This window comes from Lapillicoccus sp. (genome assembly GCF_046595215.1).
Taxonomy (GTDB): domain Bacteria; phylum Actinomycetota; class Actinomycetes; order Actinomycetales; family Dermatophilaceae; genus Lapillicoccus.
In genome coordinates this window covers 1-13,719 of the sequence record NZ_JBKJPP010000132.1, presented here as the reverse complement: position 1 = coordinate 13,719, position 13,719 = coordinate 1, and the positions used below count along the sequence as shown (strand labels likewise).

At 70.0% G+C, this 13,719-nt stretch carries 10 protein-coding genes and 1 riboswitch; of the genes, 4 read left to right on the top strand and 6 right to left on the bottom strand.

Annotated elements, in window-relative coordinates:
* Positions 1–122 precede the first annotated feature (122 nt).
* From ACLL9L_RS11670 to ACLL9L_RS11660, 3 genes are read right to left on the bottom strand one after another with little or no spacing between them, the layout of a single operon-like run.
* Positions 123–626: a hypothetical protein gene (locus ACLL9L_RS11670; RefSeq protein ID WP_411284831.1), complete on the bottom strand. Its 504-nt coding sequence runs from the start codon at positions 624–626 to the stop codon at positions 123–125.
* Entirely contained in the window at positions 613–1,080 is a 468-nt protein-coding gene (locus tag ACLL9L_RS11665; protein ID WP_411284830.1) for a dihydrofolate reductase, read from the bottom strand. The genes ACLL9L_RS11670 and ACLL9L_RS11665 overlap by 14 nt, the downstream gene beginning before the upstream one ends.
* Positions 1,077–1,886 carry a thymidylate synthase gene (locus tag ACLL9L_RS11660; protein ID WP_411284829.1) on the bottom strand — a complete coding sequence of 270 codons (810 nt, stop codon included), beginning with the start codon at positions 1,884–1,886 and terminating at the stop codon, positions 1,077–1,079. The genes ACLL9L_RS11665 and ACLL9L_RS11660 overlap by 4 nt, the downstream gene beginning before the upstream one ends.
* An 80-nt stretch (positions 1,887–1,966) precedes the next feature.
* Between ACLL9L_RS11660 and dapA the strand changes: the two genes are divergently transcribed.
* Both dapA and ACLL9L_RS11650 read left to right on the top strand, forming a co-directional pair.
* The gene (gene dapA, locus ACLL9L_RS11655; RefSeq protein WP_411284828.1) at positions 1,967–2,857 is read left to right on the top strand and encodes a 4-hydroxy-tetrahydrodipicolinate synthase; all 891 of its coding nucleotides are present in this window, start codon (positions 1,967–1,969) and stop codon (positions 2,855–2,857) included.
* On the top strand, positions 2,854–4,539 hold the full coding sequence (locus ACLL9L_RS11650; protein ID WP_411284827.1) for a ribonuclease J: 1,686 nt from the start codon (positions 2,854–2,856) through the stop codon (positions 4,537–4,539). The genes dapA and ACLL9L_RS11650 overlap by 4 nt, the downstream gene beginning before the upstream one ends.
* Positions 4,540–4,883: 344 nt before the next feature.
* Here ACLL9L_RS11650 and ACLL9L_RS11645 read toward each other — a convergent pair whose 3' ends face one another.
* Both ACLL9L_RS11645 and ACLL9L_RS11640 read right to left on the bottom strand, forming a co-directional pair.
* Positions 4,884–5,447, bottom strand: coding sequence for a hypothetical protein (locus tag ACLL9L_RS11645; protein ID WP_411284826.1), 564 nt, complete (start codon positions 5,445–5,447; stop codon positions 4,884–4,886).
* Between the two features lie 149 nt (positions 5,448–5,596).
* Entirely contained in the window at positions 5,597–7,000 is a 1,404-nt protein-coding gene (locus ACLL9L_RS11640; protein ID WP_411284825.1) for an aminotransferase class V-fold PLP-dependent enzyme, read from the bottom strand.
* Positions 7,001–7,041: 41 nt separating this feature from the next.
* Positions 7,042–7,158, bottom strand: a riboswitch (SAM riboswitch).
* A 170-nt stretch (positions 7,159–7,328) separates the two neighbouring features.
* Here ACLL9L_RS11640 and ACLL9L_RS11635 point away from each other — a divergent pair.
* Both ACLL9L_RS11635 and ACLL9L_RS11630 read left to right on the top strand, forming a co-directional pair.
* Positions 7,329–10,088 (top strand): DNA translocase FtsK 4TM domain-containing protein, encoded by a 2,760-nt coding sequence (locus tag ACLL9L_RS11635; protein WP_411284824.1) that lies wholly within the window; start codon positions 7,329–7,331, stop codon positions 10,086–10,088.
* Between the two features lie 480 nt (positions 10,089–10,568).
* The gene (locus ACLL9L_RS11630) at positions 10,569–11,567 is read left to right on the top strand and encodes a metallophosphoesterase family protein (RefSeq protein WP_411284823.1); all 999 of its coding nucleotides are present in this window, start codon (positions 10,569–10,571) and stop codon (positions 11,565–11,567) included.
* Between the two features lie 64 nt (positions 11,568–11,631).
* Here the strand turns inward: ACLL9L_RS11630 and fmdA are convergent, their stop codons facing one another.
* The gene (gene fmdA, locus ACLL9L_RS11625) at positions 11,632–12,879 is read right to left on the bottom strand and encodes a formamidase (RefSeq protein ID WP_411284822.1); all 1,248 of its coding nucleotides are present in this window, start codon (positions 12,877–12,879) and stop codon (positions 11,632–11,634) included.
* Positions 12,880–13,719: the final 840 nt, after the last annotated feature.

The window sequence follows — 13,719 nt, the reverse complement described above, 5'->3', positions numbered from 1 at the left end:
GCGACGGCCCGCCCTGCTGACCCGTGCGCCACGCGCACAGCCGTCGTCCCCCACTGCGCACGGCCGTCGTCCCAGGCTCTGCACGGCCGTCGTCCCAGTCGGCAGGCACAGGAGTCGCGTGCTCAGGCTCGGCGGGGTGGAGGCGCTGTCCGTGGGGACGGCGGTGACACCATGGCCCGGCGGGTCGCTCGTCCGCTGCGCCAGGCGCCGAATGCGAGCGCCAGCGCTATCACGGTGACGAGCGACCACTCGGACCAGCGGTCGCTGCCACTGCCGACACCAAACCGCCATCCGATCAGGACGAGGGCGGCCGCGACGAGATAGCCGAACCGCGCGGACCACGCCGCCCGCCGGAGCGATCCGGAGCGGGCGCCGAACAGCGTCCCCAGCACCGCGCCGATCCCGAGGACAGCGCCCGCGAGGAACCCGATGGGAGCGCCGTAGGCGGCCCCGAAGAGCAACCCCACCCCGTCAGAGCCGGTGAGACCCCCGTGGAGCGCCACGCTCAGTGCGAGGTAGAGGGATCCCGAGACGGCCCCGGCCAACATCCCCCAGCCGAGCGACGCGGCATACACGCGGAAGGCCACCAGGGCGAGCGCCGGGCGCTCGACCTCAGGCGCGCTCATAGGCCACCCACGAGAAGCCGTCCCGAGGCTCTCGACCTGTCTCCCGCCACAGCGCCGGCTCGATGACCGGGAACACGACGTCGCCCGAAGGCTCCTGGTCGACCTCGGTGATCAGCAGCCGACGGGCAAACGGCATCGCCTCGACATAGACCTGCCCGCCGCCGCAGACGAAAACCTCATCGGCGGGCCCCGCCAGGCTGAGCGCGTCCGTCAACGAGTGGGCCGTCTCCACGTCCGCGTGGGCCCAGTCCGGCTGGCGGGTGATGACGATCGTCCGCCGACCGGGCAGCGCCCGACCGATCGAGTCGAACGTCTTGCGCCCCATGATCATCACGTGGCCCATCGTCGTCCGCTTGAAGAACGCATAGTCCTCCGGCAGGTGCCAGGGCATCTCGTTGTCGGCGCCGATGACACCGTTGCGGCCGACCGCGGCGATGAGGGTCAGGGCGGTCATACGGCGATCGGTGCCTTGATCGAGGGGTGCGCCTCGTAGCCGACGAGCTCGAAGTCCCCGAGGTCGAACTCGTCGATCGCCCGGCCGGACGCGATCTTCATCTGCGGGAGGGGGAACGGCTCACGCGTTAGCTGGAGCCGGGCCTGGTCGAGGTGGTTGAGGTAGAGGTGTGCGTCGCCGAGGGTGTGGACGAACTCACCCGGCTCCAGATCACAGATCTGGGCGACCATCAGCGTCAGCAGGGCGTAGGACGCGATGTTGAAGGGGACGCCGAGGAAGATGTCGGCCGACCGCTGGTAGAGCTGGCAGGAGAGGCGCGCCCGCCGCTGCGGGGTCGCCGGCGTGACGTAGAACTGGAACATCGTGTGGCACGGCGGCAGCGCCATGTCGTCGAGGTCCGCGACGTTCCAGGCCGAGACGAGGTGGCGGCGCGAGTCGGGGTTGGTCCGGATCGCGTCGATGACCCTGGCGATCTGGTCGATCCGCCCTCCGTCCGGCGTCGGCCAGGAGCGCCACTGGTAGCCGTAGACGGGACCGAGCTCGCCCTCGGCGTCCGCCCAGTCGTCCCAGATCGAGATGCCGCGCTCCTGCAGCCAGCGGACGTTGGTGTCGCCGCGCAGGAACCACAGCAGCTCGCCGATGATCGAGCGCAGGTGCAGCTTCTTGGTCGTGATGGCGGGGAACCCCTCGGCGAGGTCGAACCGCATCTGGTAGCCGAACACGCTCAGCGTGCCGGTGCCGGTGCGGTCGCCCTTCTCGACGCCGGTGGTGAGGACGTGGTCGAGGAGCTCGAGGTACTGGCGCACGCTGGCCACGGTAACGCAGCGCCCACCGCCTCCCTGGCCCACCGCATCCCACCGAGCCGCGAGGGCGATAGCCTGAGACCATGAGCCCGACGCCGCCGTTCGGTCGCGCCCTGACGGCCATCGCCACCCCGATGCGGCCCGACGGCGCCCTCGACCTCGACGGACTCCGGCAGCTGGCGCTCCACCTGCTCGACCACGGCCACGACGGCATCGTCGTCAACGGCACCACGGGAGAGTCCCCGACGACCTCGGACGAGGAGAAGGTCGCCATCCTCGAGGCGGTCCTCGAGGCCGTCGGCGACCACGCCAAGGTGGTGGCCGGGGTCGGCTCCAACGACACTGCCCACACGATCGCCTCGGCCCGGGCGGCGGCCGCGGCCGGCGCGCACGGCCTGCTGGTCGTCACGCCGTACTACAACCGTCCGACCCAGGACGGCCTGCACGCGCACTTCACCGCCGTGGCCGACGCGACCGACCTGCCCGTCATGCTCTACGACATCCCCGGTCGCACCGGGACCGCCATCGCCAGCGAGACGCTCATCCGGCTCGCCGACCACCCCCGCATCGCCGCGGTCAAGGACGCCAAGGGCGACCTGTGGGCAGCCACGCACGTCCTCGACGCCACCGACCTGCTCTGGTATTCCGGCGACGACGTCCTCACCCTCGCGCACCTCGCGCAGGGAGCGGTCGGCTACGTCGGCGTCACGACACACGTCGCCGGCACGGAGTATGCCGCGATGCTCGCCGCCGTCGACGCCGGGGACCTGCCGGCGGCCATCGCCCTCCACCGCAGGGTGATCCCCATCGTCGATGCGGTCATGAACACCTCCCAGGGCGCGATCATGGCCAAGGCCGCACTGAAGGAGCTCGGGGTCATCGACTCCGCCGCCGTGCGCCTGCCACTGCTCGAGTCACCACCCGAGCACCTCACCGCCCTCCGCCAGGCCCTCTCCACGTCAGGAATCAGTTGACCGTCGTCACCCCCGAGCTGACTCCTCCCCCAGCCCTCGCGCCGAACGGCCTACGAGTCGTCGCCCTGGGCGGGCTCGGTGAGGTGGGCCGCAACATGACCGTCATCGAGACCGGGGGCCGGCTGCTCATCATCGACTGCGGCGTCCTCTTCCCCGAGGACCACCACCCCGGCATCGACCTGATCCTCCCGGACTTCGAGTACCTCGACGGCCGGCTCGACGACGTCGAGGCCATCGTGCTCACCCACGGGCACGAGGACCACATCGGGGCGGTCCCGTTCCTGCTCCGGCGCAAGCCCGACATCCCCCTCATCGGCTCGCAGCTGACGCTCGCCCTCGTCGAGGCGAAGCTCAAGGAGCACCGGATCAAGCCCTACACCCTCACCGTCAGGGAGGGGCAGCGCGAGAAGCTGGGCGCCTTCGACCTCGAGTTCGTCGCGGTCAACCACTCGATCCCCGACGCGCTCGCAGTTTTCGTCCGCACTCCGGCGGGCACGCTGCTGCACACCGGTGACTTCAAGATGGACCAGCTGCCGCTGGACAACCGCCTCACCGACCTGCGCGCCTTCGCCCGCCTCGGCGAGGAGGGCGTCGACCTCTTCCTCACCGACTCGACGAACGCCGAGGTCCCCGGCTTCACCACGCCGGAGAGGGAGATCGCCCCGGCCATCGACAAGGTCTTCCGCCATGCGGAGCGACGGATCATCGTCGCCTGCTTCTCCTCCCACGTGCACCGGGTCCAGCAGGTCCTCGACGCGGCCGAGAAGGCCGGCCGCAAGGTCGCCATGGTCGGCCGGTCGATGATCCGCAACATGGGGATCGCGGCCGACCTCGGCTACCTCCACGTGCCTGACGGCGTGCTCATCGACGTCAGGAAGCTCGACAACCTGCCCGACGACGAGGTCGTCCTGATCTGCACCGGCAGCCAGGGCGAGCCGATGGCCGCGCTGTCCCGGATGGCCAACCGCGACCACCGCATCGAGGTCGGCAGGGGCGACACCGTCCTGCTGGCCAGCTCCCTCATCCCCGGCAACGAGAACGCCGTCTACCGGGTCATCAACGGCCTGATGATGCTCGGCGCCAACGTCGTCCACAAGGGCAACGCCAAGGTCCACGTCTCGGGCCACGCCAGCGCCGGCGAGCTGATCTACTGCTACAACATCGTCAAGCCACGCAACGTCATGCCGGTCCACGGCGAGTACCGCCACCTCGTCGCGAACGCCGAGCTAGCGATCCAGACCGGGGTGCCTCGCGAGCGCGTCGTCATCGCCCAGGACGGCAGCGTCATCGACCTCGTCGACGGTCGGGCCGCCATCGTCGGGGAGGTCTCCTGCGGCTACATCTACGTGGACGGCTCGTCGGTCGGTGAGACCACGGAGACGCTGCTCAAGGACCGCCGGATCCTGCGTGACGAGGGCTTCATCACCTGCATCGTCGTCATCGACGCGGCCACGGGCAAGATCGCCGCCGGACCGGAGATCACGGCCCGCGGGTTCGCCGAGGACCAGACCGTCTTCGACCAGGTCATCCCGCGCATCGAGCAGGCGCTCGCGGAGGCGACCGGCAACGGTGTCCGCGACGAGTACCAGCTGCAGCAGATCATCCGCCGGACCATCGGCGGCTGGGTCGGGGGCAAGATCAAGCGCCGTCCGATGATCATCCCGGTCGTCATCGAGGCCTGACCGACCGTGCTCCGCGGGCGACGTCGGCGCGGCCACGGTGCTGGTCACCACGTCTGCCCTCGTATGCCGTTTCCGTCGCCTCGCGCTCGCCGGAGCCGTCCTCAGCGTGGTGGTGCTCGTCCTTGACCAGAGCCTGCGGTACACCGTTCGGTCGCGTCACGCCCAGGCGTGGAGACGATGGTCCTGGCGGGCGACGTCAGGCCCGGAGTGCGCGCCCGGCATACCGAATGCTGGCTGAGCGATGACCGCCCACCGTCGTCGTGGCCGGCACCGACAGCATCGACGGCGCCGACCACGCGGCAGTCCGGGCCACTCTCCGTGGCCCGTGATGGCGGACTGGCGGGTCAGCCGGTCCGGACGCCGACGTGGGCGGCGGTCAACGCGTCCGTGCCGGTCCCGCTGACGGTGGCGTGCTGGCCGACCTTGAGGTCGGTGCTCGTGCCCGCCCTGCCCTTTGCTGCGGGGGTGTCACCGGGCTTGCTCTCACCAGGTTTGGCAGCCGGCTTGTCTGCGGGCCTGGTGGCGGCGGGCCGCAGCCGGATCGTGGTGTCGGCGGTGACTGCGAAGGTGAGGCTGACGCCGTCCTCGGCCTTGACCGTGACGGAGGTGGCCGATGCCGCCGTGACCTCACCGGTGATCGCGTCGTGGGTGACGAATGCTCCGGCCTTGTCCTTGGCGACCCACTGGGCGTGCTGGACGCCCTTGCCGAAGCCGCCTCTCTCGCCGCGCTCCGCTCCGCGGTGCTTCGTGCCGTCCTTCGGGGACGCCGCGCCGCCGGTCGGGGTCCCCGCCGCGGCGGTCGTGCTGCCCGGAGCGGGTGTCGTGCCCTCGGCCGAGGCCATCGCGACCCCCGCCGTGCCGAGCAGGGCTGCTGCCAGAACTGCGCCGGTCGTTGCCTTTTTCCACACGGTCGTTCTCCTTCGTCGATGGGCCCGGACGGGGTCCGCGCGCTGGATCGAGCATCCCCGCCGAGTGTTCGAGGAGCGTCAGGGCGCGGTCAACAAACCGTGTGAGGTGCCCGTCACGTTGACGTGGGCCAGGGTGACCGTTCCGACCGTCACCAGGGGCGGGGCAGGCTCAGCTCGCGGGTGTCGCCGGCCGGGAGCCAGCCCTGCTCCGTGCGGACGTACTGCCGCTGCGGGCCATGGGCCGCCAGCTCGACGAGGGCGCCCAGGAGCCGGTCGACGTGCTCGGCGGTGTTGCTCAGGCCGATGCTGATCCGGACCGCCGTCGCCGGCACCTCGCCCCACGGGTCCTCGAGGAGCTCGTCGACGAGGATGTGCGCGCAGAACTTGCCGTCGCGCACCCCGATGCCGTGCTCGGCAGACAGGATCGCCGAGACGAGGGAGGAGTCGAGCCGCTCGATCGTGAACGCCACGACCGCGACCCGGTCGTGGGTCTCTCCGAAGATCGACCACGTGTCGATGCCGGGGACGGCCGCGAGGCCGTGGCGTAGCCGGGCGAGGAGCGACTCCTCGTGGGCCTCGATGGCCGAGTGGTTCGCGGAGAACGCCGCGCACGCCGCAGCCAGGGCGATGGCGCCAATGACATTCGGACTGCCGCCCTCGTGGCGGGCGGCTCCGGTGGTCCAGGTGGCCGGCGTGGCTGGCGTGGCCGTGACCCTGACCGTCGCGCCGCCACCGCGCAGGTAGGGATCGGCGGCGTCCAGCCAGTCGGCCCGGCCGGCGAGCACACCTGCCCCGAAAGGTGCGTAGAGCTTGTGACCCGAGAAGGCGACGTAGTCGACGCCCGTGGTCTCGATGTCGATGGGCCGGTGCGGCGCCAGCTGGGCAGCGTCGATGGCGACCCGGGCCCCGTGCCGGCGGGCGATCCGGACGATCTCCTCCAGCGGCCACAGCTCACCGGTGACGTTGGAGGCACCGGCCACGACCACCAGACGGTTGCAGGTCGACGCCTGCTGCAGCGCCGCGGTGAGGTCGTCCAGGGCCTGCTCGATGGAGGCGGGCACGGGCAGGCTCACGGTCCGTGAGGCCCCCCACGGCAGCAACGTCGAGTGGTGCTCGGTCTCGAAGACGAAGACCGTGGTGTCACGGGGGAGGGCGCGCGCGAGCAGGTTGAACGAGTCGGTCGTGTTGCGGGTGAAGATCACCGTGTCGGCGGCGCGCACGCCGACGAAGGACCCGACCTCGGCCCGGGCTTCTTCGTACCACGCGCTCGTGACCTTGCTCGCGAAACCGTTGCCGCGGTGGACGGACGAGTAGGTCCGCAGCGCGGCGTCCACGGCAGCCTTGACGCTGACGAGCGCGGGGGTGGAGGCGGCGTGGTCGAAGTTGGCGTAGTCGACGGTCCCGCCCAGGGTCGGCACCGGGAGGCCGTCCGCGACGGTGCGCGGCACGGTTGCCGTCCCGGCCGGTGCCGTGGAGGGGCGGACCACGTGCAACCGGCTCGGGGCCTTCGTGTGCCGGGGGGAAACGGTGCTGTCCGTGCTGGCAATCGACATTGGGGCGCTCCGGGCGGGTCCAAGGACCTGCTGGTGCAGCAGATCCGCGCTTGCCTCGCACCGGTCCTGGCGGGAGGCCAGGTCGTCACCCGGAGCACCCCACCGCGGAGGAGGGTTGCTGGCCAGCAAGCCGGGGCTGTGCGCTGGCACTCATGACCTTGGCCGTCAACATAGCGAAGGGTCTCCACGTCTGTCCATCACCAGAGACGCGCCTCTCGTCAGCTGAGACGGGGCCATGACCCCAACGGCCAGACCCCAACGCCATACCGAACGACTGTCACGCGTGTGACGCGTGTTTCTCAGGTGACTTTCCCGTACGGTTCGGACCATGGCGTCACGTCCGTCCCCCACCTCTGCGCGCTCCACCTCGGCTCGCTCGGCCACCGCGCGCCCCAACGGCTCACGCGGCACCTCGTCGCGTCCGGCCTCCGGGCGGGACGGGCGGCCGGCCCCGCGCAAGCCCGCTCCCAGGCAGTCCTCGAAGGCGCGGTCCGGTGGTCTGCCCCTGCCGCTGCGCGCCGTCCGCAGCACGTGGATGGGCGTCTCCCACCTCGCCGGGGGAGCCGTCCGCCGCGTCGGTACGTCGGCCCGGGAGCTCGAGCCGGAGCACCGCCGGGACGGGATCGGGTTCACCCTCATCGGGCTGGCGGTCATCGTCGCGGCACGGGAGTGGTGGAACGTCCAGGGCGTCGTCGGCGACGCCATCCACGCGATCGTCGCCGGCACCCTCGGCCGCGTCGCCTACGCCCTGCCCCTGGTGCTCCTCGTCCTCGGCCTTCGCCTGCTGCGTGCCCCGCAGGACTCCGCTGCGACGAACCGCATCGGCGTGGGCACCACGGCGCTGACCTTCGCCGCCAGCGGCATCGCGCACCTCGCCGACGGCATCCCCAACCCGCCAGGCGGGGCCGACGCGATGCGCGCTGCCGGCGGGATCATCGGGTTCCTCGCGTCGAGCCCGCTGGCCGCAGCCGTCTCGAGCTACGGCGCCCTGGTGATCCTGCTGATGCTGGGGTTCTTCGGGATCCTCGTCATCACGGCCACCCCGGTGCGCCACATCCCGGACCGCGCCCGCGAGCTGCGGGACCGCCTCCTGCACCACGGGACGCCGACAAAGGACACCAAGGATGCGGCGGCCCGGGCCTCAGACCCCGACGGCGGCGACCGGCTCGGCGACGGGCTCACCGGCGACGAGGCCTTCGAGCAGGCCGCGGTCGTCACCCCGGTGGGCGCCGACGGCAAGCGGCTGCGCCCCGGGCAGAAGAGGCCGACCGCCCCGGGCGTCCTCGCCCCAGGATCCGACGGCGTGGCCGACGTAGGACCCAAGGAGAGTCTCGTCGCGCCTCCCACCACCTCGCTGCCGCAACGGGTCGAGCAGCTCTCGCTGACCGGCGACATCGCCTACACGCTGCCCGACCACGCCCTCCTGGCGCCGGGGGCGCCGCACCGGACCCGCAGCGTCGCCAACGACCACGTCGTCGAGAAGTTGACGGAGGTCTTCGACCAGTTCGAGATCGACGCGCAGGTCACCGGCTTCACCCGTGGGCCGACGGTCACACGCTACGAGGTGGAGCTCGGCCCCGCCACGAAAGTCGAGCGGGTCACCGCCCTCTCCAAGAACATCGCGTATGCCGTTGCCTCGGCTGACGTGCGCATCCTGAGCCCGATCCCCGGCAAGTCCGCGATCGGCATCGAGATCCCCAACACCGACCGCGAGACCGTGTCCCTCGGCGACGTCCTGCGCAGCCAGACCGCCCGCAACAACGAGCACCCGATGGTCATCGGCGTGGGCAAGGACGTCGAGGGCGGCTACGTCATCGCCAACCTCGCGAAGATGCCGCACCTGCTCGTCGCGGGAGCGACCGGGGCGGGCAAGTCGGCCTTCGTCAACGCCATGATCACGTCGGTCCTCATGCGGTCCACGCCGGACGAGGTCCGGATGGTCCTTGTCGACCCGAAGCGGGTCGAGCTCACGGCATACGAGGGCATTCCGCACCTCATCACCCCGATCATCACCAGCCCCAAGAAGGCCGCCGAGGCCCTGGCCTGGGTGGTGCGCGAGATGGACACCCGCTACGACGACCTCGCGGCGTTCGGCTACAAGCACGTCGACGACTTCAACAAGGCGGTGCGTGCCGGCAAGGTGAAGCCGCTGCCCGGGTCCGAGCGGGTCATCGCGCCCTACCCCTACCTGCTCGTCATCGTCGACGAGCTCGCCGACCTGATGATGGTGGCGCCGCGGGACGTCGAGGAGTCGATCGTCCGGATCACCCAGCTCGCCCGGGCCGCCGGCATCCACCTCGTCCTCGCGACGCAGCGCCCGTCCGTGGACGTCGTCACCGGCCTGATCAAGGCCAACGTCCCGTCGCGGATGGCGTTCGCGACGTCCTCGCTCGCCGACTCCCGGGTCGTCCTCGACCAGCCCGGCGCCGAGAAGCTCATCGGCCAGGGTGACGCGCTCTTCCTGCCGATGGGCACCAACAAGCCGATGCGCGTCCAGGGCGCCTGGGTGACCGAGTCCGAGGTCAACGCCGTCGTCAGAAGCGTGACCCAGCAGCTGAAGCCGACCTACCGCGACGACGTCACCGTCGTCGCCCCGCAGAAGAAGATGGAGGACGACATCGGCGACGACCTCGACGTCCTCCTCCAGGCGACCGAGCTCGTCGTCACGACCCAGTTCGGCTCGACGTCGATGCTCCAGCGCAAGCTGCGGGTCGGCTTCGCCAAGGCCGGCCGACTGATGGACCTGCTCGAGTCACGCGGCGTCGTCGGCCCGTCCGAGGGGTCCAAGGCCCGGGACGTCCTCGTCAAGGCCGACGACCTCGACGCCACTCTCGCCCTCCTGCGCGGAGACGACATCCCCACCTCGGCGGCGGCGTTCGGCGCAGTCCCGGGTGCCGCGGTGGGCACGTCCGTGCCCTCGGGGGACGAGGACGACCCGTTCGACGATCAGGCTCCTGACGCCCGGGCCCCGGTCCCGGCTCCGACGAGTCGGTGGACGACGAAGGACTCCCTCGCGCCGGAGGGCCACGACGAGGTCGACGGCGACGAGGGCAGCGAGGACGCGTGGAGTCTCACCGGCCGGGACTGACCCCCGCACGTGAGGAGACGCGCAGATGAGGTGACGCGTCTCCGTGGCGCCCGACGACGTGGGTGCATGTGGGGACGCAAGCGTCCCGACATGCTGAATAGTGGACGGTCAGTGGTGGACGTGCCGACGTCGACGTGACTAGCGGGCATGGTGGCTCGTGCAGAGGGGAACGACGGCCTTGGGGCAGGGGCCGACGGGGTTGGCGACAGGGGGTCGATCCTGGGTTGATCTTGGGACTGTGAACCCCGCCTCTGAGCCAGAACAGCCGCACGGAGACGCTCGGACGAAGGAGCGCTGCTGGCCCACACCGGGCGTCGTCTCGGGCGCGATCGCTGCAGCGCTGGATGTGAAGGGGACTGCTCTCGAGCGCGGGCGCGTCCTACAGTGTTGGAGGACGGTCTCAGGGCGTCCTCGAGACCGCCGACGTTGCATGGCTTTCCGTGTGTTGGGCCAATTGAACGGCTGAGCAAGGAGCACATCATGGCTGTTCCTGGGCGATCCTGTCCGATGTCCTACCGTTACCGGCCGGAGGACCTAGCGATCCCCTCGCAGCGCACCGCGACAACCCTCTTCATCGTCGGCTGCCTGTACGGCAACGTCGCCGCGCTGACTGCGGTCCTGGCTCGTGCCGAGCAGGAGGACCCGCCAGCGACGATCGTCTTCAACGGCGACTTCCACCATCTCGACATCGAGGACGACGCTTTCAGCACTGTCGGGCGCGGGGTGGCCCGTCATCTCATGACTCTCGGCAACGTCGAGGCCGCTCTCATCGCGGGCGCGGACGACGCCGGATGTGGTTGCGCGTACCCGGACTACATCGACGACGCCATTGTTGAACGCTCCAACGCAGTGGTGGCCGAGTTGCGCGAGACCGCCAGCAGGCACGACGACCTCGTCAAGCTGCTCGCCCCGCTCCCGCGACACCTGACGATCAACGTTGGGGGCCTGCGGGTCGGTGTCATCCACGGGGACCCTGAGAGCCTCGCCGGGTGGAGCCTCGCCCTGGAGGCGCTTGAGCCCGGCGACGCGGCGGTGCGGCAGTCGACGGGCTGGCGAGGAACGCCAACGACGCAAGCCACCGTCGCCGACTGGCTGCGCCGGGCGCAGGTACGCGTGCTGGCGTGCACCCACACCGGCCTTCCTTACGCGCAGGACTATCAGGTCGACGGCCAACGACATGTGGTGATCAACAACGGCGCCGCCGGCCTGCCAGACTTCCACCATCGCAGCGAAGGGGTCGTGACCCGCCTGTCTGCCCAGCCCGTCACCCCTTCGGACAGCCTCTACGGCACGACGTTGGATGGCGTGCGCTGCGACGCTCTGCCCCTGCGCTACGACGCCGTGGCGTGGCGCAACCAGTTCCTGGCGGCATGGCCACCGGGCAGTCCAGCACACACGTCGTACGCCGCTCGGGTGACCCACGGGACAGATCTGAGCGTCAGGCAATCCGCACGCGGAACGATCGAGGTTTCCCATTGAGGTCGTGCGGCGAATTCCGGACCCACACGCGGCCCGAAGGCGGACGCGCCACCTCAAGGGCCCGTCAGGACGAGACGGCGCATTGGCCGCGGTCGGCCTTCTGAGGCCCTGCACCTCCGGGCCTGATGTCGAAGTCGAAGATCTGCGTTGGGAGGTAAAGAGAACAGCAGGCGTTGGGGATGTCCACCACACCGCTGACGCGACCTTCGATGGGTGCTGCTCCGAGCAGCAGGTAGGCCTGCTCGCCGGAGTAACCGAACTTCTTGAGGTAAGCGATCGCGTTCAGGCACGCGTTGCGGTAGGCGAGGGTGGCGTCGTTGTAGTAGTTGGTGTTGGTCTCGTGGTCCACCGAGATGCCGATGAAGGTCACGAACTCGCTGTACCGCGGCTCGACGTTGCCGGGCATGAAGAACGGGTTGGTCGTCACGCCGTAGGTCTCCATGCCACCCTTGATCAGGTCGACGTGGAAGTCGATGAAGCCGCCCATCTCGATCGCGCCGCAGAAGGTGATCTCGCCGTCCCCCTGGCTGAAGTGCAGGTCGCCTCCAGAGAGCAGCCCCCCTGCCTGGTGCACTGGGTAGAAGACCCGTGATCCGCGGGAGAAGTTCTTGATGTCGTGGTTGCCACCGTTCTCGCGAGGCGGCACGGTGCGCGCGCCGTCCCGCGCAATTGCTGCAAGCGTCTCCCCGGTCGCCGTGCCCGCAAGCGTGCCGGACTCCAGCGGGGGGAGCGCCAACGGGGGCACCCGGTCCGGATCTGTCGCGATGAGGGCACGCTCACGTTCGTTCCACCGGCCCAGCAGCTCAGCCGAGGGCGCGGTGCCAAACAGGCCGGGGTGGGTGATACCGGTGAACCGAACCCCGGGGATGTGGCGGGATGTGGCCACCTGCCCATGGAAGTCCCAGATTGCCTTGTACGCATCGGGGTAGTGGTCGGTGAGGAAGCCGCCACCGTTCTGCTTCGAGAACACGCCTGTGTAGCCCCATCCCTGCCCAGGCGCTTCTCCCACCTCCTGGGGCACGGGTCCCAGGTCCAAGATGTCGACCACCAACAGGTCGCCCGGCTCGGCTCCTTCGATGCCGATCGGGCCGCTGAGCATATGGCAGCCGTCCAGCTTCACGTCACGGACGTCGTTCGCTGAGTCGTTGTTGCCGATCTGCGCGTCGGTCCACTCACGACACTCGATGCGAATGTCGGAGTCCGGGCGCACCATGACCGCGGCTGGTACGTCGGGGTGCCATCGGTTGTGGCCGGGAACAGCCTGGTCGCGCATGGACTTCGCCTGGTCGACGCTGAACACGAGGTCGGGCATGGGGTCCTCCGAGAGTCGATGATGGGGCTTGTGGGGGCCGAACGTGGTGAGGTGGTCGATCGTGTGCAACACGCCCGATGTCAGTCATGGCCGAGGCAGCCGCCGCAGTGCAGGGTTGCCCGTGTCCGGTCGTCGGCGGCGACGGCTCGGAGGAGGAAGCGAAGTGACGACGTCGGGGTGGTCGGCCGTCTGCGCGGCCCGGTCCAGTTCCCGCACGAACGCCGTCGGCGCCAGCGACAGCATCGGCGCGCTGATCAGGCGGCTCGCCGGCGCCCCGCACACCGGGCACGGCTCCTGGGCTGAAGCGGTTCCGATCGGGGCAGACAGATCGAAGACTTCCCCGTCGTCGCTGCACCGGTAGGAGTAGGCCGCCACGTCATCGCCTCGCTTCCAGGAATCAACGTTCCCAGGTAAGGAAGTCTGTTACTCCTCTCCCCGCTCGTCAAGGTCCCGACGGGACCCACCTGAAGTGCTCGCGAAGTGGAGCGCGTGCCGCACGGGAGAAATGTTCGCGAAACCTGGGTTTGGCCTCGAGCACTGGAGTGAACTCGGCGATGGGCCAAGACAAGTTGTCGATGGCGACACGTCGGAGTGAGCATCGACCGCTTGGTGCATCACGTGGCGACGCGGCTCGCCGCAGACGCAGGGGGCCGTCACTACGGCGACGACGCACCCCCCGACACCAACCCGGCACCTGCCACCAGGGTGCCCTTCGTTGATGTCCGCGGCAAACCCGCGGCCGCACCAACATTCAAGTGGTCCTCCCGCTCGCCCCGGGCACCAGGGCCGATGAAGGACTCCACTGGCTCAAAACGGTCCGGCCAATCACCATCGACGTCG